The organism is Lysinibacillus sp. FSL K6-0075, from assembly GCF_038592945.1.
Lineage (GTDB): Bacteria > Bacillota > Bacilli > Bacillales_A > Planococcaceae > Lysinibacillus > Lysinibacillus fusiformis_F.
This window is the reverse complement of the sequence record NZ_CP151947.1, coordinates 1086407-1111982: the sequence shown is the minus strand read 5'-3', so window position 1 is coordinate 1111982 and position 25576 is coordinate 1086407. Positions and strand designations below refer to the sequence as shown.

Here is a 25576-nt window from a genome sequence, read left to right as displayed (position 1 = left end):
CAATTTTGTTCAAAAACTGAAGCAAACTAAGCATCCATCTTCCTCAAAAGAGGAGGGAGATGAATGCCAATCAAGATAAAATTATTCAGCTACTGTTAGCTGTTACTCTTCATTATTTTGTAATTCCTTATCTAAACCATCGGCAAATAATCCATAAACATATCGTTCTGCATCAAATGGCTGTAAATCATCCATTTTCTCACCAAGACCCACAAATTTTACAGGAATGTGTAACTTGTTGCGAATCGCAAGGACAATACCACCTTTAGCTGTACCGTCAAGCTTTGTTAAAACAATACCTGTTACATTCGTCACTTCTTTAAATGTTTGTGCTTGAACAAGCGCATTTTGGCCAGTTGTTGCATCTAATGCCAATAATACTTCATGTGGAGCATTTGGAATTTCACGTGAAATAACACGATGAACCTTTTCAAGCTCATTCATTAGGTTCACTTTGTTCTGCAAACGTCCAGCTGTATCACAAATTAACACATCCGCTTTTCTGTTTTTTGCTGCACGAATCGCATCATACATGACTGCCGCTGGGTCAGAGCCCTCTGATTGTTTAATAACCTCACAACCAACTCGGTCTCCCCACACTTGTAATTGATCAATGGCACCAGCACGGAACGTATCACCTGCAGCTAACACAACTGTTTTCCCTTGAGATCTTAAGCGATGCGCTAATTTACCTATCGTCGTTGTTTTCCCAACGCCATTTACGCCAACAAATAAAATAACAGTCAGTTCACCATCTGGCTGCATATTTAGTTCAATTAAATCTTCTTCACCTTGCTCATAAATTTCTACAAGCTTCTCAGAAATCACTGCTTGAATACCATGTGTATCTTTGATATTTTTACGCTGAACTTCATAGCGAAGTTTATCCATGAGTTCCATGACTGTTTCAAATCCAACATCAGCCTGTAATAGTAAATCCTCTAATTCTTCAAAGAAATCCTCATCCACTTTACGATAACGTGCAACAAGGTCATTCACTTTTGAAGTAAAGGAATTACGTGTTTTTTCAAGACCAGCCTTGAACTTTTGTGTTATTGACCAAGCAGAAGGCTTTTTCTCTTCCAGTGGTTCGTCCTCTACTACAGCTAGCTCCTGTACTTCTGACTGTTCTTCTTCTATCTCAGGTGAGGATTCTGGTTCTGCTTCCACTTCGGCTTCTTTCACAATCTCCATTTCTGGTGAATCCTCACCTTGTTCAGGCACTTTTAGATCCACAGTCTCAATAGCAGCAGGTTCGTTTGATTCCTCTAGCTCTGTTTGATCAGAATCCTGCTCTTTGTCAGCTGCCTCTAGTTTTTCTTCCTCTGCTGGATTACCCATTAATTTATCTTTTAAACGTTTAAAAAAACTCATGCTTGTTCGCTCCTTTGCTCCGCAAGTACGGGTTCATCTTCTAGTTTTACTGATACAAGTTTCGACACACCTGATTCCTGCATTGTTATACCATACAAAACATCGGCTCCCTCCATCGTTCCTTTACGGTGGGTAATAACAATGAATTGTGTGTTGAGACTAAACTTTTTCAAATATTGGCTATAACGCACAACATTCGCCTCATCTAAAGCCGCCTCTACTTCATCAAGAATACAAAATGGTACAGGTCGAATATTTAGAATGGAGAATAATAAAGCAATGGCCGTAAGTGCGCGCTCACCACCAGAAAGTAAACTTAAATTTTGTAATTTTTTTCCTGGAGGCTGTGCCACAATTTCAATACCTGTTTCCAATAAATTTTGCGGGTCAATTAAAACTAAATCAGCTTGCCCCCCGCCAAATAGTTCACGGAAAACACGTTTAAATTGCTCTCTAATAGCATAGAACGTTTCACTAAAGCGCAACGTCATTTCTTCATCCATTTCTTTGATTGCTTCATGCAATGTTTCCTGCGCAGCAAGCAAGTCCTCTCGTTGTTCAGTTAAGAAAGTATGACGTTCTAGCACTCTATCATATTCCTCAATTGCACCTAAATTAACAGGTCCTAGCTCTTCAATGGATCTTTTTAATAATTTTACACGTCTTCGCACAAACTCTTCATCTTCGATGGCTAGAGCTTCTTTTTCAGCCTCTTCGAATGTTAACTGATAATTTTCTTCGAGTTGTTCTATAAAATTATCCATTTCAAATTCTACACGATTTCGTTTTAACTCATTTGCACGTATTGCCTCAAGGTATCCTTTATGAATACGTTGCAGTTCCTTCAGTTGCTCTTCTAATGTAGCTAGTTCTTGTTGCTGACCTATTTTCTGCTCTTTCTTATCAGAAATAGTTTCTTGTAAGGCATCTCTTCTTGCTTTCCATGTAACAACCTGTTCCTCGACCTCTTCATCACTTAAATGATTTGTCGATTCATCAGATTGAAGCCACACTATTTCCTGAGAAATATTTTTGACTTTTTGTTGTGCTTTGTTTAATTGTAGCGCTAGTTCAGCAGTAGTAATTTGAACTTGTGACATTTGTTCCTGCATAACTGCTAGCTGTGAACGTTTTTCGGCAAGTCGTTCTCGTAATACATCTTTCTCTGTCTCACCTTGTAACTTTACCTTACTTAATTGTTCTACAGTTTCATTGATTTCGACAAGCTCTATAGCAAGGGTATTTAATCGCTCCACTGCCACTTGTTTTTGTGTCAACAATGCTTCCTCACGTGTTTTTACATCCTGTGTTTCAGTTGAAGCAAAGGTTACTCTGGCCGATAAGCTTTTTTCTACCATTTCTAGCTCACGAATACGGCTAGATTGTTGCATTTCATCTTTTCGTAGTTGCTCTCCTTCAAGCTTTAGTTGCTCTACTTGATCTCGCAGTATCGCAAGCTTCTCTTTTTCTGCTGCAACAGCCTGTTCGGCACTATAAATGGAAGCTTGTAATGATTCTAGCTTAAGGATTAAATCATCTAACTCGGCCTTTCTTGTGAAGAGTGAGGATTGCTGTTTCAATGCACCACCTGTTAATGAACCACCTGCATTGACAATATCTCCATCAAGTGTGACAACTCGGTATCGGAAACCACATAAACGAGCAATTTGACTTGCACCTTCTAAATTTGCTGCCACGATGACATTTCCTAAAAGGTTTTCAACAATTGTTCGATTATCTTCGTTAAAAGTAACAAGCGCATCTGCCATTTGAATAAAAGCAGGATGCTCAGTTGCTATTTGAATAGTCCCTAGATTAATTTTGCGTGATTTCATGACTGTTTTTGGTAAAAAAGTAGCACGTCCAGCCCGTTTTTGTTTTAACCAATGAATGGCCTGTTGTGCATGACGTTCATTGGTTGTGACAATATGTTGAGAGGCAGCACCTAAAGCTGTTTCGATCGCTTGTGAATACTTTCCTTCAACTTGAATTAACTCAGCTACAGCACCCTCAATACCTTGTAATTCGCCTTTATCACGAGCAAGTAAGACTTCTTTAACACCTTGGAAGAACCCAGAAAAATCAGCTTCGAGCTCAGCTAACGTATCTTTTCTAGCCTTTAGTTGCTGTTGGTGCTGGTAGGCTTTGTACAGCATATCCTGTTTTTCAGTAAAGGATATATTGACATTTTTTAACTGTATTTGTAAGGCTTCATGTTGCTCTAGTTTTTTCTGCAAATCATTGGTTGTTAAGGCATGTTCAGCCACTAACTTTTCTTTTTCAGCAATAATTTGCATAAGCTCCTGTCCAATTTCATCTGTTTGATCGGACATTTTTGCTGCCATTGCCTTTTGTTGAGCTAATTGCTGGTCGATATTTTTCAATTCATTCTTGACTGTTGCTTCTTCATTTAATGAATCAATATATCGATTTTTATGCTCTTCGATTTCTTCCTCGATTTCCGTCACAGAACGATTTAATGATTGTTCTAACTGTTTGATGCTCTGTTTTAACACTGAAACGGCTTGTTGTTTCTCGGAGAACACTTCTTTTTTCTCCTGTTCTTGAACAAGCAGTAATTCTACCTCTGCTTTAGCCTCTTGTAATGTCGTATTCAGCTGCAGAAGTTGATTGGATGCATTTTGGCGTTTTTCAGCCATCAGTGCCTTACGACCATCCCAACGTTCTACCTCCATAGTGGCATTGACAAGTTCAGCTTGCGAAACATCCAAATAATCATCCAGATCTTTTAATAGCTTACGGATATTGGTAGTCTGTTTATCAATCGTTGTAATTTTTTGAGCTTGTTTTAGCTCCGTTGCTGAAAGCTCAGCAAACTCCTCTTTTAGCGCATGCAAAGATTGTGCACAATTTTTAAAATCATGCACAAGAATGGCAATATCAAAATCCTTTAGCTCGGTAGACATTTGTACATAGTCTCTTGCACTAGATGCCTGCATTTCAAGCGGCTCTAATCGGTTGTCTAATTCATGGAGAATGTCTAATACACGATACAAATTTTCATCTGTCTCAACAAGCTTATGCTCTGCTTTTTTCTTTCTTATTTTATACTTTAAAACGCCAGCTGCCTCTTCAAAAATAGAACGACGGTCATCAGGTCGGCTATTTAAAATTTCATCCACACGTCCTTGAGAGATGATTGAAAATGCCTCTTTTCCAAGTCCTGAATCCATAAACAAGTCCGTAATATCCTTCAGGCGACACTGTTGGTTATTTAATAAATATTCACTATCACCTGAACGGTATACGCGTCTTGTTACACTGACTTCTGTATAAGAAAAAGCAAGTTGCTCGTCAGTATTATCTAATATAAGTGTTACCTCTGCAAAGTTGAGTGGCTTACGAGAGTCACTCCCAGCGAAAATAACATCTTCCATCTTTGCTCCACGTAACGACTTTGCCGATTGCTCCCCAAGTACCCAACGAATCGCATCTGTGACATTACTTTTCCCACTGCCATTTGGTCCAACAACGGCTGTAACACCAGGTACAAAATCAATTCCAATGCGTTCCGCAAAAGATTTAAAGCCAATCACTTCTAGTCGTTTTAGGAACATCTATTAAGCCTCCTCTTTTGCAGCTTCTTCACGCATCATTCGCATAGCACATTGTGCAGCTTGCTGCTCGGCTTCTTTTTTTGATTTTCCACGACCAATACCAAGCTCTTGTCCATTTAATAATACACTTGATACAAAGGTACGATTATGTGCTGGGCCTTTTTCATCGATAATCTCATAATGAAGAAGTCCATTATTGGTTTGCTGTACCATTTCTTGCAATTGACTTTTAAAATCCATCACATGCGAAAAAGCACCGACTTCTACTTTTGGGAACACGATCCGTTCTAAAAAGGACACGACCGTTTGTAAATCTTGATCTAAATAGAGTGCGCCTACAAATGATTCAAATACATCTGCGAGTAGCGCTGGACGTTCCCGACCACCTGTTAATTCCTCACCTTTTCCAAGTAAAACAAAGCGTCCAAAGCCTAGCTCATTAGCAAAAATAACTAGTGATGGCTCACAAACAATGGAAGCTCTTAACTTTGTTAACTCACCCTCGCTCATATTCGGGTATTTCTCAAAAAGATATTTAGAAACAGACAGTTCAAGTACTGCGTCTCCTAAAAATTCAAGACGCTCATTATCCGTAAATAGTTTACGGCGATGCTCATTCACATAAGATGAATGCGTGAATGCTTGATACAATAAATTTTTATTAATAAATGTGATATTTAATTCATGCTGTAACAGCTCAAATTGATTGCGTACTTTTTCAGGAAGTACGCCAGATTTCTGCATAGTTCCTTTTCTTTTCATAGCCATTGAACAAATCTGCCTTCCTAATAGTTTCTACCGTTTTAGTGTACCTTTTTCAAGGCGTTTATGCAAAAGTATTTCGGCTTAAACACAATGTTTTGGAAATTTTTCCGAAAATTTATCTTGATTCAGCATGCATCTCCCTTGAGAGAGAATTTTGAAGCCAAAGCGTAATTAATTTTCAACATGAAAAAAGGGACGTTAATAGATCGAAAACCGATCCATTTCGTCCCCTTTAAATACATCTTCATTCATTGAATCTGCTTCTTCTTTCAAGTAAAAGCAGAAAAAGTAATTTCTACTTTATTCAAGCTACCATAAAAACCATTGTATGATTACGATGACCATTACACCTATAGAGGTGATCTATTTTCACTAAATAAAGTTTTAACGAAATTAGTTTAATTTACTTTCGATGTATGAGATTGCAGTACCTACTGTTGAGATTTTTTCAGCATCTTCATCAGAAATTTCCATATCGAATTCGTCTTCAAGCTCCATTACAAGCTCAACTACGTCTAATGAGTCAGCACCTAAATCATCACGGAAAGAAGCTTCAAGCGTTACTTCGCTTTCTTCCACACCTAAACGGTCCACGATTACTTTTGTTACGCGTTCTAATACTGTAGACAAATGATTCACCTCCCCTCAAATGATTATACAAAAAATCAGCGTATATGCCTAATTGAAATTACATGACCATGCCGCCATCAATATGAAGCGTTTGCCCTGTCATATAATTAGCGTCATCCGATGCAAGGAAAGCTACTGCTTTTGCAATATCCTCTGGCTGACCAAGTTTCGCAAGAGGAATCTGTGTAAGCATACCTTGTTTGATATCCTCTGGCAATTGTTCTGTCATTTCTGTTTCAATAAAACCTGGTGCAATGGCATTGACTAAAATATGACGAGAAGCTAATTCCTTTGCCGTCGTTTTCGTTAGTCCAATAACACCTGCTTTAGCCGCAACATAGTTGGCTTGACCAGCATTCCCCGCTACACCAACGATAGAAGAAATATTAATAATACGACCTGCACGTTGCTTCATCATTTGACGTGTTACCGCTTTAGTACAAAGGAAAACACCTTTAAGGTTCGTGTCTAATACATCGTCCCATTCGTCCTCTTTCATACGCATGATCAAGTTATCTCTTGTAATACCAGCATTATTAACTAAAATATCAAGAGAACCAAATGTTTTCACAGCAGCATCCATTAAAGCTGTAACTTCTTCTGTCTTTGAAACGCTAGCTTGCACAGCAATTGCTTCGCCACCGTTTTCTTGAATCATCGCCACTACTTCTTCCGCTTTTGCCTGTGAGCCACTATAGTTCACAACAACCTTCGCACCTTCATCAGCAAGCTTTAAAGCAATAGCACGTCCAATTCCTCTTGAAGCTCCTGTTACAACAGCTACTTTTCCTTCTAATTTACGCATTGATTGACCACTCCTTCGATGCTTCTAAAACTGCTTCTAATGAAGCTTCATCATAAACACAATAAGCTGCAACAGAGCGATCAATTTTTTTCAAGAGACCGCTTAATACTTTGCCAGGTCCACATTCGATAAAGACATCAACGCCCTGCGCAATCATTTCACGCATAGATGCTTCCCATTGCACAGCACTATAGACCTGTTCAACTAGCTCCTGTTGAATCGCAGCTAAATCTTTTAATTCCTTCGCCATTACATTACCAATCACAGGTATTTCAGGTGCGGATAAAGAAACCTCTGCCAATGCTGCTTGCAGTTTCTCTGAGGATGGTTGCATTAAATCAGAGTGGAAAGGACCACTTACAACTAAAGGGATTGCTCGTTTTGCACCAGCTTCTTTAGCGGCGATACTTGCTTTATCTACTCCTTCTTTAGTGCCTGAAATAACAATTTGTCCTGGACAATTCACATTGGCCACCTGAACAGAGTCGCCTGCAGCTGACACCTGCTTTGTTACCTCGTTCAATGCCTCTAGTTCCATTCCTAGAATTGCCGCCATCGCACCTTGTCCTGCTGGTACAGCTTCATTCATATAAAGACCTCGTTTATGCACGATCGACACGGCATCATCAAATGACATAACGCCTGCTAAAACCAATGCACTATATTCTCCAAGTGAATGACCCGCTGCGTAGTGTGGTTGAATACCTGCTGCGCGCAACTTTTCGGCCACCATTACACCAGTAGTAAGAAGCGCTGGCTGTGCATGATATGTCAATGTTAACTCTTCTGCTGGACCTTCTAACATTAATTTAGATAATTCAAATTGAAGAGCTTGATCTGCACGATCATAAAACGCTTTACTTTCTGCAGCATTTTCAACAAACTCTTGACCCATTCCAACTACTTGCGAACCCTGTCCTGGAAAAATAAATGCTATTTTCGTCATTTGAATAATCCCCTTTGCTTAATCAATTTCTATGTGACGTACTGTCTCAGTAATCGTCGAGATAACGGTATGCTCTACCATCGTATTGGCTTGTCGAATGGCACTGAAAATCGCTTTCGCGTTAGATGATCCATGTGCCTTAATAACAGGTGCTTGTAAGCCAAACAATCCTGCGCCACCATACTCTGTATAGTCCATTTTATTTTTCAAGTCACGTAAATTATTTTTCATGAGTGCTGCCGAAATTTTTGTTTTCGTTGAAGACATAAAGGCCTCTTTCAACATGGAAAATAAAGCACCGGCCGTCCCTTCAATAGACTTCAACACCATATTGCCTGTAAAGCCATCCGTTACAACAACATCAGCTACTCCTTCAAGTAAATCACGCGCTTCAACATTACCAATAAAATTCAAATCCGCTTCCTTCAATAATTCGAAGGCTGCTTTCGTTAGTTCATTTCCTTTTTTATCCTCAGTGCCGATATTTAATAAGCCAATTCGTGGTTTTTGTAATCCTCCAACCTTTTTAGCATAAATATCACCCATAATCGCATATTGCACTAAATGCTCTGGTCGAGCATCTGCGTTTGCTCCTAAATCAAGCATTAAAAAGCCTTTACCATCTAATGTTGGTAGCGTTGTAGCTAATGCTGGTCGAGCTATTCCCTCAATGCGACCTACTTTAAATAAGCCTCCTGCCATAAGGGCACCTGTGTTCCCAGCAGAAAGGCAAGCATCTGCTCTACCTTCTTCTACTGCATCCATCATACGTGCCATTGAAGAATCTTTTTTTCTACGAACAGCGCGGGCAGGATCATCAGTTCCTTCTACTACTTCCTCACAATGTATAACCTTTAATCGATCATGTTGTTTTAAAAATGGTTCCAGCTTATCTTGCTGACCATATAATTGAATTTCTAAGTTTGGGATTTGCTCTAATGCTAAAAGTGCACCTTCAACAACTGATTTTGGTGCATTGTCTCCACCCATTCCATCAAGCGCTAATTTCATTGTTACTCACCTTTACCTTTCGTGCGGTACATATCAAACTCACCAACAAAAACGGTTTCACCATTAACGGTAGATGTTACCTCGACTTTTGTACGATGTTTTTGTTCATCTCGTCCGATAACAATCGCTTTTGTAATAACACGATTTCCAGCTCGTACAGGTTTCACAAACGTTATATTGGAATGTACGGTTAATGCTAGTTCGTCATCAATTACTGCAACCGCTAATGAATTTGCTTGCGCAAACAAATGATGGCCACGTGCGATGCCATTGCGCTGAAAAACATGCTCTTCTTGTACATCAAAAATCGAGAGTGCTCGATGATCTAATTCAATATCTACAATTTCCCCGATGACCTCATCAATCGGTAGAGATTTTACTTCATTTTCATAGTTTTTTGAAGCAACGTCTTTAATTCGCTCTCGTAATTCTGGTATGGATAACTCCATACGGTCTAAACGAATTGTTTGGACACTTACCTGAAACTGTGTTGCTAGCTGTTCATCTGTGACGAATGGATTTTCAGCTATCGTTTCAGATAGTAGTCGCTGTCGCTCTTTTTTCGTTCGTCTCAACTTCATTCGCCACCTTTTGAGTTGTTATTAGCACTTGGTACTAATATCAGTATATAGAGTATAAAAAAAGAATGCAAGACTTGTTTTGAAATCAAGTACTTACATTCTTTCTATGCTAATAAGCTTCCAAAACTAATCGAAGCGTTCCCCTTGTAAAACACCAGAATCCTCTAGCATTTTACGCAAGTATTGATAGTCGTCATCCTGCCAAAACGCCTTTGTTTCAAGCATCTCTGTGGCATCTTTTCTAGCGGTCTCCAATATACGATAATCATGTACTAAATCAGCTACTTTAAAATCAGGTAAACCACTTTGCTTTCTACCAAAAAAGTCCCCTGGTCCCCTTAATTCCAAATCTTTTTCAGCTAAACGGAAACCATCATTCGTTTCCGTCATCGATTGCATACGTTCTTTCCCCTCATCAGACTTAGGATCAGCAAGTAAAATACAGTAGGATTGATGCTCTCCACGCCCAACACGCCCTCGAAGCTGATGCAACTGCGCTAAGCCAAAGCGTTCAGCATCATAGACAATCATAAAGGTAGCATTCGGCACATTCACACCTACCTCCACAACGGTTGTAGAAACTAAAACCTGAATGGTTCCTTCACTAAAAGCCCGCATAACAGCATCTTTTTCATCGGCTGATAAACGCCCATGCATTAAACCGACCTGATAACGATCTTTAAAATAAGTCGCTAGCTGCTCATAAATTTCCACTGCATTTTGAACATCAAGCTTATCGGATTCCTCAATAAGCGGGCAAATCGCATAGGCTTGTCTTCCAGCCGCTAACTCTAATTCTAGCTTGGACAAAACAGAGCCGATTTGTTCTTTCTTCATCCAATGCGTTTCAATCTGCTTGCGCCCTGCTGGCATTTCATCAATCATCGATACATCCATTTCCCCAAATGCCGTAATAGCCAGTGTTCTTGGTATCGGGGTAGCTGTCATAAAGAGCACATCTGGATTCTCCCCTTTATCTCGCAAAACACGACGTTGCTCCACACCAAAGCGGTGCTGTTCATCCGTGATGACAAAGCCTAATTTATGAAAAACAACATCTGGCTGGATTAGTGCATGTGTGCCAATGACAATATCAAGATCCCCATTTGCCAAATCAGCTAATATCACACGTCGCTCCTTTGTTTTAGTGGACCCAGATAACAGTGCAACACGAATGCCGAAGGGCTGGAACCATTCTTTCAAGTTCTCCAAGTGCTGTTCTGCTAATATTTCAGTTGGTGCCATTAAGGCTCCTTGAAAACCTGCTGTTACGGCCGCATATAGCCCTATTGCCGCTACGACTGTTTTCCCTGAACCTACATCCCCCTGTAGCAAGCGATTCATTCGATGCGGTTCCTTCAAATCTTTACAAATTTCATTCACCACGCGTTTTTGGGCATTCGTCAATTCATAGGGCAAAGAAGCAATAAAGTCTCGTAACTTATGCACATCAAACTGAATGACTGTACCGTGTTCACTATCCTTCCTTATTTTCCGTAAAGCTTGAATACGCAATTGGAAGTTCAATAGCTCCTCATAGGCAAAGCGTCTTCTTGCCTGTTTAGCATGTCCGGCATCCAGTGGAAAATGAATACCCTCCAAGCCCTCTCTTATTGAAACGAGCTTATACGACTCTAGTAAATAATGTGGAATGGTATCTGTCAACACTGCACCACAGTCATCTAACACTTGTCGCATATATTTTCGAAATCTTTTTTGTGGGATCAAACCTTTCAGACTATAGACAGGCTCAAAGTCTACTTGATCCGTTTTAGGACCAAATGTGACAGAAGTGCCGTTGATTACTTGTCTACCACGATCCCATTTTCCAGTCACCGTAATAATGGCTCCAGGTACAAGCTTTTGCTTTAAATAGCCCTGATTAAAAAATACGACTTTCACTAAATGACGTCCTGCTAAAACGGTTACTTGAAGTCTTGATTTATTACGACCTAAAAACAAAACTGTAGGCTCACGCTCCACCTTACATTCAACCGTCACTCGTTCGTTATGTGGTGTTTGCGCTAAATCTTTTAAACGAAAATCTTCATGTCGATGTGGGAACGTCCATAATAAATCAGCTATTGTATTGATTCCTAGTGATTCAAGATGTGCTGCTGTTTCTTTCCCGACGCCTTTTAATTCATTGACGGGTCCATATAATTCAGTCATCTTCTCCCACAACTCCCTTCATTGATTGTTTATGTAGTGTTATACCCTCTCTCTATCTAATGTACCATAAATTATTTCCCTAACCCTACACATAAGCAAAAACCCTACCAATGATTGATAGGGTTAAATTTTTGATTATTTAATTTCACAGGAGAAGCATGTAATTTCTTTCACATATTGCTCATCAACTTCTATTCCTAATCCAGCTTTATGGCTTAACTGTAGGATGTCTTTATAGTATGTAACATTTGCCACATCTTTTACAAACATTAATGGCCCAACCATCTCGTTTGTATGGATAATCGACTTACTAATCGCTAGGTGTGCCCCAGCCATTGTTCCGATTGCTGATTCCACCATAGAGCCTACTTGACAAGGCATCTCTGCAGCCTCTGCCAGACTTGCTAGAGCTAGAGCTGGATAGATTCCACCTGATTTCATTAATTTTATATTTAGCATATCCGCAGCACGCATTTCTATGACATCGACTAAATCATAAATATTATGAACACCCTCATCTACCATAATACTACAAGGAGAAAGGGCTCTGATTTCTTTTAACGCTCTTAAATCATGTGCTTTTACAGGTTGCTCGTACCAGTCTACATGACAAGCTGTAGTTTCTCTTATTACTTTTAATGTCTCCATTCTATTCCAACCTTGATTGGCATCTACCCGCAGTTGCACCTCATCCCCTATTGCTTCTCTTACCGCACGAATACGAGCAATATCTATTTCAGCATTTGTACCAACCTTAATTTTAATATTACGGAAACCCGATTTTACAAATTCACTTGCATCTTTAGCCATTTCTTCTGGACTTTTAATACTAATCACTCTTGGCACCTGTAATTCCTCATGTGCTTTTCCACCAATTAATTGATAAACAGGTTGACCAGTCATTTTCCCCATCAAATCATAGAGTGCAATGTCCAATGCTGCTTTTGCTGAAGGGACTCCATCAATTTTTTCATTAAACTTTTTATGAATACGCTCTACTGCAAATGGATCTTCATTAATCAATAATGGGGCTAATTCATGTTTAATAACGTGATACGTACTCTCCCAAGTTTCACCAGTCACATTTTGATCAGGCACAGCTTCGCCCCAGCCAACTACCCCCTCATCCGTCTCTATTCTGGTAAGAATAGTTGGCATATCATCTAAATGAACATACGAAATAATGAATGGTTCCTTTAATTGTAAACGTGCTGCAAACACTTCAATCTTTTTTATCACGATGTATAGCTCCTTTCCGTAAAATTAGTCTGATTATTTATGTTGCAAGATAATGTTTATAAATAGTTGAATTGCGTCAGGGAAAACATCTTCATCTACATCAAATCGTGGATGATGATGTGGATATTGGCTTTTTTCACCACCCATACCTACAAAAACAAATGCTCCAGGCTTATGTTGTAAATAATAAGAAAAATCTTCTCCACCCATGACTGGTTCAACTACCTTAAATGCAGTATCTCCGAATTGTTCCCGTACAATCGATTCAATAATTCGTGATTGTGTCGGATCATTGATGAGCGGAGGTGTTCCTAAAATAAAATCGATTTTTCCCTCTGCTCCAAATGCTCGACAAATTCCCTCTGTTAAACTTACCATTTTCGTTTTAATGATTTTTACAGTGTTCGGTGTCAACGCTCTGATCGTTCCAATTAATTTTGCCGTATCAGGAATAATATTATAGGTAGTCCCCGCTTGTATATTACCTACTGTAATGACACCGGCATCGATAGGATTGACATTTCTACTTATGATGCTTTGAAAAGCTTGCATTAAATGGCTAGCTATATAAATAGGATCAATTGTTTCATGTGGCATTGATCCATGCCCGCCATACCCTTGAATTATAATTTCAAAATCATCAATAGAAGCCATCATTGGTCCATGTGTTAAACCAATCTTACCTTTCTCTAAACCTTGCCATAGGTGAATGCCAAAAATAGCATCTACATCTTCCAACACACCTTTTTGAATTAATAAATCAGCTCCACTTGGGGTGATTTCCTCTGCCGATTGAAATATAAGCTTGATATTCGGCTCGATTTTCTCCCTATTTAAGCTTATCCATGTTGCAACTGCTAATAAAATCGCAGTATGACCATCATGGCCACACATATGAGCAATACCTTGCTTGTGAGAAATGTATGGCTTGTCTCCCTCTTCTTCTATAGGTAATGCATCTATATCGGCACGTAATGCAATGGTCTTTGTTCCCTTTGTCCCTTTTATAAATGCCACTACACCTGGAGGTTCGTAATCTAGAATTTCTATATCTAACGCCTCTAGTCTTTGGCGAATAAACTCACTTGTTTCGTATTCTTGACCAGAAAGCTCTGGGTATTGGTGCAGATGACGACGATCCTCTATTGCCTTTTCTGCTAATTTTTTTATATTCATTATTTCCATTGTTAAAACTCCTTTAGAAAGGTCCATATTGTATGATTTGCGCAATAATGAGCGATATTACAGCAACTGTTACTTGAATAAGCATAAACGGAAAAATCCATTTTATCCATTTACCCCAAGGAATACCCGCAATTGATAATCCCGCCATTAAAAAACCTACTGTAGGGAAAATAATATTCGACATACCATCTCCAAATTGATAGGCAAGTACAGCTGTCTGTCTTGTAACGCCAATCATATCTGATAAAGGTGCCATAATCGGCATTGTTAAGGCAGCCTGTCCACTTCCTGATGGTACTAAAAAGTTTAAAAATAACTGGAAGATAAACATCCCTACTGCATTTAGTACAGGTGGAACTGAATCAAGCAATGCAGACGTGTAAAAGAGGATTGTATCAATTAATCCTGAGTTATTGAAAATCACTAAAATAGACTGGGCTAATCCAATGATCAGCGCACCACCAATTAAATCCCCAGCACCCTTCATAAATGAATTAGCAATATGCGAAGGTGATAGTTTGCCAATAAGCCCCATCAAAATACCAAACAATAAAAATAAACCAGCTATTTCAGTAATGTACCAACCTAGTTTTACAACCCCGTACATCAACACGATAAAATTCAATAGAAATGTAGCCATAACAAGCTTATGTCTTATTTCCATTTTCGAGTTTCCCTGTACGAAACCACCATCCTCATTGCGGAAATTCCCATAAAACCCTATTTTGGGATTGTTCTTCACTTTTCTTGCGTAGCGATATACATATATTGTTGCTACTGTGTATAAGACAATAAAAATTACAATTCGAAAAGCAATTCCTGAAAATAATGGCAAGCCCGCAATCTCTTGCGCTATTCCTACTGTAAACGGATTCATAACAGCTGCCGAAAATCCGACAGATGCACCTAGAATAACAATAGCAAAACCCGTAATTGCATCAAAACCTAGGGCAACAGCAAGCGGTGCAAGAATCCCTACATACACAATCGTTTCATCAGACATCCCCATTAATGACCCAGCACAGGCGAAAAACAACATCAATACTGGTATTATTAACATTTCACGTTTAGCCATTTTTACGGATAGCATAGCGATAAAGGATTCCAACGCCCCTGTGGCTGATAGTATCCCAAAGGTACCTCCCACAATCAATACAAAGAAAATAATACTTGCCCCTTGCATCATGCCAGAATGAACACTGCTAAAAATATCTAAAAATCCAATAGGGTTCATTTCTGTAAAACTAAATGTCCCAGGTTGAATCACTTGACGTCCATTAACTTCTTCCCGTTGAAATGAACCAGCTGGAATAAAATACGTTAAAATGGATGATACGACAATAAGGCAAAAGATTAACACATTAACATTAATTCCTTTTTGTTGCTCTATTTCTTTATTAGCTATAAATTTACTCATCCGCCATCCTCCTTAGTTGAATCAGTGATCAAAACAAATTTTTATTAGCACTATCAATGCATATCGTATCTCTCCACCATAAAAAGCCATCCCCTTTTTTTGAAATTTCCGTCTTATTCATTGTAATTGATAAAAAAATAAATAAAAAATTACTATTTCGAATAGTTACTATTGATAAATTTACATATAATTCATCGGAATACATCAAAAAAATTACAAATAAAAAAGAACGTTCATTCCTGCGATTTCACCAGGATGCAACATTCTTTTCATATACAAACCTTTTAAATTGTTTTCCATGTATCTTTGACTAAATCAATAAAAGTACTTACATTACTAAATGTTTTAGCATTTTGAGGAAAGATTAAATAAGTAGGTAACTTTTTAGGAAATCGGTAAAGAACTTGAAGACTTCCTTTGCTTACCTCTTTTTGAATAATAATATCACTCAGCAAGGCTAGACCTACTTGCTCCATTACCGCTCGTTTAATTGCTTCCTCGCTTCCAAATTCCACTATTGTTTGGGGCTTACACTGAATTTCTTGAAGGCAACTGACAATAGAGTCATCCATACCATAGGTTATAAAGGGAAAATGATCGAATATTTCCTGCACAGTACGGTCTTTTACAATAAGCGGATTTCCAACCAACACTAAATCCTCTTCTTCCAATAATATCCCCTCTACACCAGCGTAACTAGGATAGCCAGCTACAAAACCTATATCTGCTTGATTTGAACTCACAAGTTTAGCTGTTTCTTTACTATTGGCACAAAGAAGTTTTAAGTTTACCTGAGGGTACAGTTTTAAATACGAGCCAATAATATGTGATAAATAATAGCCACAATAAAATTCTGGCGCAGCGATTGTCAAATGGCCAAAGGGTTTTTCGAAATTCTTCAAATCCTGTTCCATTTCTTCCATAATCCCAAATAATCGATCTGTATGTTCCTTTACTATTTTTCCTACTTGAGAAAGAAACATTTTTTTGCCCATTCGATTAATTAAGATATGTCCTAACTCTTCCTCTAACGCTTTAATCTGCTGGCTAATTGTAGGCTGGCTATAATTTAAAATTTGAGCCGCTTTTGTAAAGTTGAGGTAAGTTGAAACAACATGAAACGTTTTCAAATTACGCAAATCCATCTCTATTCACGCCCCTGCTATCAATTAAGATTTCACTTATTAAAATTTAATTATACATAAAACGACGATGTACGTTAGAGGGTTTTTCTTTCCATTAAGTTATCAACCAACATAAAAACATGCTACCTATTCAGATAGCATGTTTCTTCATTTTTATTGAAGTGCTTTAATGCTTTGTAAGCCACCGTTTTCAAGAATAGCTTTACTAATAGCCTTTCCTGTTGGTGTTGCCGCTAGACCACCTCGTGCGGTCTCTTTAAGATTTGGACTCATCGATTGTCCAATGCGATACATTGCGCCAATTACTTCATCACATGGAATACGACTCGTTACACCTGCAAGCGCCATATCCGCCGCTACAAGGGAGTTAGATGCACCCATGGCATTACGTTTGACACATGGTACTTCAACTAAACCTGCTACTGGGTCACAGACAAGTCCTAGCATATTTTTTAGTGTAATGGCAAACGCTTCTGAACATTGCTGTGGTGTGCCTCCAGCCATCTCAACAATAGCAGCAGCAGCCATACCTGCGGCTGAACCAACCTCTGCCTGACAACCGCCAGCAGCCCCAGAAATGGAAGCATTATTTGCTACCACAAATCCAAATGCTCCTGACGTAAATAAATAACGAATCATTTGCTCACGAGTTGGATTTAGTTTGTTTTTTACAGCAAAAAGCGTTCCTGGTACAACACCTGCCGAACCTGCTGTTGGCGTTGCACATATTGTGCCCATTGCAGCATTTACTTCATTTGTTGCAACCGCTTTACTTACTGCATCTAATAATAAATCACCTGCTAGTGACTTTCCTTGTTTAATATAATTTTGAAGCAATACGGCATCCCCACCAGTTAAACCTGTTACTGACTGCACACCTTGTAATCCGCGTTCAATTGCTTCTTCCATCACTGTTAGATTTCGATCCATTTGCTGGATGATTTCTTCACGAGTTCTGCCAGTTATCAATATTTCCTGTTCGATCATAATTTCTGATATTAATTTTCCTTCTTGCTCTGCTCGTTCAACAAGCTCACGAACATTATGAAATAAAACGTCCATTACGGGACACCCCCTTAGTTATTAATTTTAGAAACCTTTGTAATATGTGGAATTAAGGATATTTGCTGCAGCACCTTATCCTCAATGTTTTGGTCAATTTCAATCACCATTAGAGCAGTTAAACCACGTTCGATACGTGACACCTCCATATGCCCAATGTTGACTTCATGCATCGCTAAGCAATTGGCTACATTGGCAATACAGCCAGCACGATCGTCATGTACAACAAGAATAGCTGGCATGCCACCAGTTAAACGCAACTTAAAGCCATTGACTTCACTGACTTCAATTTTCCCGCCACCAATCGAAATACCGACTACTGACATTTCCCCTTCATCGTCCCCAATGACAAGTCGAGCCGTATTTGGATGCTCCGTATTAGCTGTTTCAGGAATAAATTCATATTCTAATCCTGCTTTTTTGGCATCTTCAAATGCTGTTTTAATACGATCATCAAATGTATCGTAATTTAATAAGCCTCCCACAATCGCAACATCTGTACCATGCCCTCTATACGTTTCTGCAAATGATCCATATAAATGAATTTTTGCCCATTTAGGTTGTCTACCAAATAAATCCCTTGCTACACGCCCGATACGAGCTGCACCTGCCGTATGAGAGGAGGAAGGCCCAATCATGACTGGTCCAATAATATCAAATACTGAAGTAAACTTCATACAAACACCCCTCTATTCTATTCGTATAATAATATTTATTTTTATTTATATCATGCTTGATAGTTACTATAAAAGTAAAGCATTTAATTTATCAACTTTCAGAAAATTACCACTACTATAATTTATAGTAAATATATATGCTTATTTTTTGTCCGCACCATATATACACAACTACTAAAGCGTTGACATTCCAATATTTCCAAATTTTATATCCTGTGGGTACGTACATTGAATTCTTCATATTTAGTACGTTTTTAATAAATTTAACCCATCATTCTCTTTGTAGCATAAACAAAAGCAGTACACGTTTTGTGCACTGCTTTCTTTACGGAATTGCAAAGTAGCATGTAATTATTCTACTGAAATAATATATGGATATAACCCTTGTTTTCCATCAAATAATTCAACTTCTACATCTGGATAGTTCTCTTCAATGAAGGCTACCAACTCTGAAGCAGCTTGTTCAGTTGTATCTTCACCATAGATCACTGTAACAATCTCAGCATCTTCATCGACTAAATCCATGATTACTTTTTCAGCTGCATCCTTTAGTGCTGGTGTAGAAAGAACAATTTTTCCTTCTGCCAATGCCATATAATCATCTTTATGGATTTCAACACCATCAATAGATGTATCACGCACTGCATAGGTAACTTGACCTGTCTTCACGTTCGCAAATGCTTCTGACATGGTCTTTTTATTTGCATCAACAGCCGCCTCTGGATTAAACGCTAAAATCGCTGCCATTCCTTGAGGAATTGTCTTAGTAGGGACAACTGCTGCATCAATTTCTAATAGTTCAACTGCTTGCTCCGCTGCCATTACTATATTTTTATTATTCGGTAAGATTAATACTTTCTCTGCTCCAATTTCTTGTACAGCTTTCACGATATCTTCAGTCGAAGGATTCATTGTTTGCCCGCCTTCAATGACATAGGAAGCACCGATAGAGCGCAATAATTCTGCCACACCCTCACCCATAGCAATCGTGACAATAGCATATGGATGTTTTTCTACTTTTTTGGCAGGCGTTGGCGCTTTATGTTCTTCACCAACGATTGCTGAATGCTGCTCACGCATATTATCCACTTTAATTTTTATAAGACTACCGTATTTTTGTCCAATCGATAGAACAGAACCTGGTTGCTCGGAATGGATATGAACTTTCGCAATTTCCTCATCCGAAATCACAAGTAAAGAATCCCCCAAAGGATTTAATTCATTACGGAATTGTTCCTCATCAAAAGGTTCTTTTCCTTCCTCTAAGCGTACCATTATTTCTGTACAGTAGCCAAATTCAATATCGGCAGTGTTCATGAAATCTTGCGCTCTATGATGTTCTGCATTGATTAAATCATCGAGCGTCGCATCATTTTTCTCAGGGAGAGCCTCACCCTTCAAGGAAGCTAAAAACCCTTCATACACAAATAGTAAGCCCTGACCACCACTATCTACCACACCGACCTCTTTTAAAACAGGCAGTAGGTCAGGTGTGCGATCCAACGATGCCTTTGCCTCTGCTGTAAAAGCTTCCATTACGGCAATGATATCGTTTTCAGTTTCTGCTACTTCTACACCTTTTTTTGCAGCTTCACGTGCCACTGTTAATATCGTTCCTTCTACTGGCTTCATAACAGCTTTATATGCCGTATCAACACCTGCTTGGAAGGCTCCTGCAAAGCCCTTTGCATCAATTGTTGACTCTTTTTCAATAAACTTCCCAAAACCACGGAATAATTGAGATAGAATAACGCCTGAATTCCCACGCGCACCCATTAACAAGCCTTTTGATAATGCCTGTGCTGTTTTACCAATATGCTCTGAAGCAGCATGCTCTGTTTCCTTAGCACCAGATGTCATCGATAAGTTCATATTTGTACCTGTATCACCATCTGGAACGGGGAAAACATTTAATGAATCTACATAATTTGCATTTTGGTAAAGGTGATGCGCACCCATTTGTACCATTTCAGCAAACTTTATACCGTCTAAAGACTGCATTCGATTTAGTTCCTCCTCTTAATTCGCTACACGAACGCCCTGTACAAAGATATTGACAGATTTTACGCTCATACCTAATGTTTTATCTACTGTATATTTCACTTTCGATTGTACTTGATAAGCAACTTCCGAAATTTTTGTCCCGTAACTAACAATAATGTACATATCTATATGTAAATCGTCGTCCTGTTGTCGAATTACAACACCTTTTGCGAAGTTTTCTTTACGTAAAATATCAGTTAGACCATCACGAATTTGATGTTTAGATGCCATGCCAACAATACCGTAGCATTCTACAGCAGCTCCACCAGCAATTTGTGCAAGTACATCTGTTGAAATATCAATTTGGCCGAATTCATTGTTTAATTCAATTGACATAGAAATGCCCCCTTGGCTCTTTTTGACTAAACTATATTGTAACACTTTCGTTATAATTTAAGCAACCTAAGGGGGTATTGAAAGGCTTCGTAGCAACGTTTTCTGACTTCAAATAGACGCATTTGCTTCTTCATCAAAAATTGCCATTTTACGATAATAGTTGTTTCGTCCGTTTTGCTTAGCTAGATACAGCGCTTGGTCAGCTAATTCACAACATGATTGTAATTGCTCATACTTTGTGATTTTAGCATGACACATTCCAATACTGACTGTAACATGTTGGGCAATAGTAGATTGTATATGCGGAATATTAAGTTCTCGAACTTCTTCTAAAATTTCTTCACAAACAGGTTCAGCAAACTTGTGAGTATGCTGACTTATCATCACAAATTCCTCGCCTCCCCAACGGGCAACGAATGCATTATACTTCCCTGCAATTTCATCCAACAGGGATGCGACTTTGACAATTGCATCATCTCCCTGTAAATGTCCATAATAATCATTAAATTTTTTAAAGCAATCAATATCAATCATTATGACTGTGAAAGATTGCGTTAGATGAAGTTGATGTCCTATTTTATTCAATTTTTGATTAAATGCACGTCGATTAGGTAGATTCGTTAAAGAATCTTTTAATGCTTGCTCTGCTAATTCATTATTTTTAGTAGCCAACAATTCTGATAGTCGTTTCGTTTTGGTCATTTCCTCATTCAATAAAATATGCTGGGTATGGATTTGTTTACGAACCTTATAGGTCTGATATTGAATCATTACACCAATAGGTATTAATAGTGACATCGGTAATATGATTTTTATATTCTCACTCGATATTCCAGCACTCATATACACACTCGCAATAATCGCTGATGCAGAAAGCAAAATAATCCAGACAATTTTACGTAAAGGTAATGCGAATACTGTACAAATGATGATCAAAATCACCTCATACAATGCTGCATGGCGGAAAAAGTAAACATCCAATACCGATATAGCAGTAATCAATAGCATTATTGTGTAAATATAAACAACAACCAATCGTTCATACTTCTGTATAGTTAAAGGCGTAATATGAATTCGCTTTTCTCGGATAAACAATAATACTGCTACATCTATATAAAACATGGCGATATGAATAGCAATATAGACGGGGACCATAGCTCTTTCTGCCTTAATAAAGAAAACCTCTCCATAATGAATAATCGAAATAATGGCTGATACATACATGAGTGTCCAAGCAACCATTCTCATCCCTTTTAAATTCGACTGAACCATTTCTTCACGAATAGAAAAAGCTATTTTTTCTTGATTTTCCATCATGCTCGCTCCTCATGTCCACTTTCAAATAATTATAATGTCCTATATGTATCGTCATGATAATGAAAAATACAAGTCAATCTAAATTTTTCTGGTAAATAAAAAAGTTGATACCTTTATAGCATCAACTTTTTACATTGTATTCAATTAAATATCAAAAAATTTATCTGGCTAAAATAGACTTTTAATAAGCGTATCGATCATAACAGGCATTTCTTTAAACGCACTATCCACATGCAATCGTTCTGTTTTTTGATGGGCATCTTTACCAAATGGACCGACATTTAATACAGGGCCTTGTAATGCCGCCATTTCTTTGAATGGAATATGATACGTGTCGCCCCATACTGGTGTGTTCCGCTCAAATGCTAGCCACTCATTGGATGCATCTGAATAGTTGACATAGCTTAAATCACAAATGCCGTTAAAGTAGTGGATCTGCTCCACCTCAATATCAAATGTCCGAGCTGTTTGCTTCATTAATTCAATCGACTGTTTCACTAATGGGTGATTGGATGAATTAATGGCTGGGTAGTAAGGTGGCGCATATAACAAGACTGTTGCGGGTGCTAGTTCCTGACAGCGAATCATGAGCTGATCCACAATGCGAATGGACTTTTCACGATCATCCCATGCACTATGTTGCAGAACCTGCTGCTTAATCGCTTGTACTTCCTCAGCCCCTAATTTATGGATCGCATGTTCCAATAATGCCTCGTAGCGCAAGACCTTTACTTTGCCCACACCCTGCACATTTTCTCGTGTACAAATGTCCTGATAGTGCGCATTGCAAGCAGCCATTGCCTGTAACGCAACTTCCTCAAAAATAGCCATCACTTCTGCAGCTGTCCGTTTTAACAAAAAGACATTGTAAAGTGCCGCAGCACGATACGGTGTTTGTGTAGAATACTCCATTTTCAAATCTTTTAACTGTAGCGATACGGGTAGTGGCGTGCTTTCACCTAAATCTGTTTCACGGAAAAGCGGGTTCCACTCCATATGCTGTGTCATATAGGAGGCGATAAAGGTAGCCGTCATCCCTTTTAATGGTTCACCCACATGTGTCTCTTTTCCATAGAACAAGGCAGCAGGCATGATTTTACCAATTGTGCCTGAATAGATATATTCATTCGTATCCGATGGCCCTTGTGAAAAGGAAGGCTCACTATTTAAAAATAATTGATAGGATAAACCATGCTGTTCACGCAGTCTCACCAGTTCCACAACAGCCGCTCTCATACCAGCAGAGTTGACTTCCTCATCAGGAACAGTTGTTAAAATCAAATTAATCGGCCATTGCTCAAAGCTTGCCTTTTCAATTAACTGCATGTGTAAGGCAAGACCCATTTTCATATCCATTGTGCCGCGACCAAATAAATAATTCCCTGACTCCAAATCAATGCGAGCTGCCTCTGGTAAGTCTTTTAGGTATTTAGGCTCCAGTAGCTTTTTCGTTAGCTCTTCCGGATAAAAGGCTAACGGCTCTAGTTCACCATATTCCTCCGTATGCACGGTATCAAAGTGGCTAATTAATACAACCGTTTCCGTTGCCGTTGGATGCTTATAGAAGGCTGTAACCGCGTTTCTGCCAAGTCCTGCATCATGTAATTCAATCAATTCCGGGTGTTTATCAAAATATGGAAGCGTTAACAATTTATCTTTTAAGCGAAAGGCAAATTCATTTTCACCCTTCGTTAATGTTCTGCTTTCCCAGCTCACAAGTTCACATAAGAGGGCACGTAATTTTTCGGGTGTATCCCACATAAAAGTATTCATAAAAATTCTCCTTTAACTCCCATTCGTTAGAGATTCTATTAACGAACTTCTAGTGTTTCTTCATTTTTGCTATCTGTAGCAGCAGTTGCCACTTTTTTTAATTTCAATTGATAAAAGATCATACAGGCAATAAAGAAGCCAATCCCGTACAGTAAACCAATCCTTTGTGTTGGATCAAACGCTAAAAATGCTAAAATAAATACACAGAAGATTATACAAAATACTGGAATCAGTGGAAATAATGGTGTCTTAAATTTTAGATCAGCCACATTTCCTCCAGACTTGACATAGCGATAGCGGAACATTAATTGAGAAGCACAAATTCCCATCCATGAAATTGTGACAGATATTCCAGCTACCGACATTAGTAATACAAATACAGCATCAGCTTCCATTACACTTGTTAACAATGATAAGAGCGAGAATACCATTGTAAAAATAAGCGCATTTAATGGTACTTTATTTTTCGTTAATCGACCAAATAATTTGGGTGCCATCCCCTCTTGTGACATAGAAAATAATAAACGTGTTGATGCATATAAGCATGAATTACCAACTGATAAAATAGCCGTCAAAATAACAAAGTTCATGATGCCAGCTGCATAAGGCACACCAGCTAAATTCATTAACGTGACAAATGGACTCTCCATAAGACCAAGCTCTGATGCTGGGAATATTGCTGACAATACAATAATGGAAGCAATATAGAAAACGATGATTCTGAAAAGAATTGTACGAATCGCTCTTGGAATATTTTTTTCAGGGTTCTCGGTCTCCCCTGCTGCAATTCCAACCAGCTCTGATCCCTGATAAGAAAAAATAACATTCATCATTGTGACAAAAATAATCGTAATACCTGCTGGGAATAAGCCAGAAGGTGCTAAATTTGTGAGATGTGGAGTTGGACGATCTGCTAATGGAATTAAACCAAAGATTGCTGCACCACCAATAATGATAAATGCAATCACTGCAACAACTTTTATACTAGCAAACCAGAATTCCGCTTCAGCAAAGCCCTTCGTTGTTAAAGCATTTAAGACAAATAAAAGAACCATAAACACAGCACACCATATCCAAATTGGTACACTTGGAAACCAATGCTGCATTAAAATGCCTGCAGCCGTAAATTCAACACCAGCTGTGGCAGCAGAACCGACAAAATACATCCAACCTAATGAAAAACCAGCTGAAGGACTAATGAAACGTGTTGCGTATGTTTGGAAGGAGCCTGTAACAGGCATGTAAACAGCCAATTCTCCAAGACAGTTCATGACCATAAACAAAATTAAGCCACCAAACAAGTAGCCAATAAGCGCGCCTCCTGGGCCTGCCTGATTAATGGTATAGCCTACATTTAAAAATAAACCTGTTCCAATAACACCTCCAAGTGAAAGCATTAACAAGTGACGGCTTTTCATCGAACGTTTTAATTGATTAGTGTGAAGCTGATCCCCTTTATTCAACATCCATCCCTACTTCCCATATAATGTAAAAATATTAAATTTTCTGATATTTATAGA

20 protein-coding genes are annotated in these 25576 nt (G+C 38.6%); all 20 read right to left on the bottom strand.

From position 1 onward, the window contains the following. Positions 1–102 precede the first annotated feature (102 nt). A complete protein-coding gene (ftsY, locus tag MHB65_RS05150) occupies positions 103–1374 on the bottom strand; it encodes a signal recognition particle-docking protein FtsY (RefSeq protein WP_342442684.1) in 1272 nt (423 codons plus the stop codon). Then, positions 1371–4952 (bottom strand): chromosome segregation protein SMC, encoded by a 3582-nt coding sequence (smc, locus tag MHB65_RS05145; protein WP_342442683.1) that lies wholly within the window; start codon positions 4950–4952, stop codon positions 1371–1373. Before smc ends, ftsY begins: the two co-directional genes overlap by 4 nt. A 3-nt stretch (positions 4953–4955) precedes the next feature. Then, on the bottom strand, positions 4956–5720 hold the full coding sequence (gene rnc / locus MHB65_RS05140; RefSeq protein ID WP_012293239.1) for a ribonuclease III: 765 nt from the start codon (positions 5718–5720) through the stop codon (positions 4956–4958). A gap of 390 nt (positions 5721–6110) precedes the next feature. After that, complete coding sequence (gene acpP / locus MHB65_RS05135) at positions 6111–6347, bottom strand: acyl carrier protein (RefSeq protein ID WP_009371143.1); 237 nt, start codon at positions 6345–6347, stop codon at positions 6111–6113. Positions 6348–6405: 58 nt separating this feature from the next. After that, positions 6406–7152: a 3-oxoacyl-[acyl-carrier-protein] reductase gene (gene fabG, locus MHB65_RS05130; RefSeq protein WP_205441920.1), complete on the bottom strand. Its 747-nt coding sequence runs from the start codon at positions 7150–7152 to the stop codon at positions 6406–6408. After that, complete coding sequence (fabD, locus tag MHB65_RS05125; RefSeq protein WP_342442682.1) at positions 7145–8098, bottom strand: ACP S-malonyltransferase; 954 nt, start codon at positions 8096–8098, stop codon at positions 7145–7147. The genes fabG and fabD overlap by 8 nt, the downstream gene beginning before the upstream one ends. Positions 8099–8116: 18 nt before the next feature. Further along, entirely contained in the window at positions 8117–9109 is a 993-nt protein-coding gene (gene plsX / locus MHB65_RS05120) for a phosphate acyltransferase PlsX (protein WP_205441918.1), read from the bottom strand. 2 nt (positions 9110–9111) lie between these two features. Next, positions 9112–9684, bottom strand: coding sequence for a transcription factor FapR (gene fapR / locus MHB65_RS05115; protein ID WP_205441917.1), 573 nt, complete (start codon positions 9682–9684; stop codon positions 9112–9114). Positions 9685–9816: 132 nt separating this feature from the next. Further along, on the bottom strand, positions 9817–11862 hold the full coding sequence (gene recG / locus MHB65_RS05110; protein WP_342442681.1) for an ATP-dependent DNA helicase RecG: 2046 nt from the start codon (positions 11860–11862) through the stop codon (positions 9817–9819). A 135-nt stretch (positions 11863–11997) separates the two neighbouring features. Then, positions 11998–13101, bottom strand: coding sequence for a dipeptide epimerase (locus MHB65_RS05105; protein WP_205441915.1), 1104 nt, complete (start codon positions 13099–13101; stop codon positions 11998–12000). Between the two features lie 33 nt (positions 13102–13134). Continuing rightward, the gene (locus MHB65_RS05100; RefSeq protein ID WP_342442680.1) at positions 13135–14286 is read right to left on the bottom strand and encodes an amidohydrolase; all 1152 of its coding nucleotides are present in this window, start codon (positions 14284–14286) and stop codon (positions 13135–13137) included. Between the two features lie 13 nt (positions 14287–14299). After that, on the bottom strand, positions 14300–15703 hold the full coding sequence (locus tag MHB65_RS05095; protein ID WP_342442679.1) for a C4-dicarboxylate ABC transporter permease: 1404 nt from the start codon (positions 15701–15703) through the stop codon (positions 14300–14302). Positions 15704–15987: 284 nt separating this feature from the next. Continuing rightward, complete coding sequence (locus MHB65_RS05090; RefSeq protein ID WP_342442678.1) at positions 15988–16848, bottom strand: LysR family transcriptional regulator; 861 nt, start codon at positions 16846–16848, stop codon at positions 15988–15990. A 153-nt stretch (positions 16849–17001) separates the two neighbouring features. Continuing rightward, the gene (sdaAA, locus tag MHB65_RS05085) at positions 17002–17910 is read right to left on the bottom strand and encodes an L-serine ammonia-lyase, iron-sulfur-dependent, subunit alpha (protein WP_205441911.1); all 909 of its coding nucleotides are present in this window, start codon (positions 17908–17910) and stop codon (positions 17002–17004) included. 14 nt (positions 17911–17924) lie between these two features. After that, entirely contained in the window at positions 17925–18587 is a 663-nt protein-coding gene (gene sdaAB / locus MHB65_RS05080; protein ID WP_205441910.1) for an L-serine ammonia-lyase, iron-sulfur-dependent subunit beta, read from the bottom strand. 351 nt (positions 18588–18938) lie between these two features. After that, positions 18939–20588: a DAK2 domain-containing protein gene (locus tag MHB65_RS05075; protein ID WP_342442677.1), complete on the bottom strand. Its 1650-nt coding sequence runs from the start codon at positions 20586–20588 to the stop codon at positions 18939–18941. A gap of 18 nt (positions 20589–20606) precedes the next feature. After that, positions 20607–20966, bottom strand: a complete 360-nt coding sequence (locus MHB65_RS05070; protein ID WP_004269431.1) for an Asp23/Gls24 family envelope stress response protein — start codon at positions 20964–20966, stop codon at positions 20607–20609. A 108-nt stretch (positions 20967–21074) separates the two neighbouring features. Beyond that, positions 21075–22283 carry a diguanylate cyclase gene (locus MHB65_RS05065; RefSeq protein ID WP_342442676.1) on the bottom strand — a complete coding sequence of 403 codons (1209 nt, stop codon included), beginning with the start codon at positions 22281–22283 and terminating at the stop codon, positions 21075–21077. 168 nt (positions 22284–22451) lie between these two features. Continuing rightward, the gene (locus tag MHB65_RS05060; protein ID WP_342442675.1) at positions 22452–24056 is read right to left on the bottom strand and encodes a M20/M25/M40 family metallo-hydrolase; all 1605 of its coding nucleotides are present in this window, start codon (positions 24054–24056) and stop codon (positions 22452–22454) included. 38 nt (positions 24057–24094) lie between these two features. Further along, positions 24095–25522: an amino acid permease gene (locus MHB65_RS05055; RefSeq protein WP_205441907.1), complete on the bottom strand. Its 1428-nt coding sequence runs from the start codon at positions 25520–25522 to the stop codon at positions 24095–24097. Positions 25523–25576: the final 54 nt, after the last annotated feature.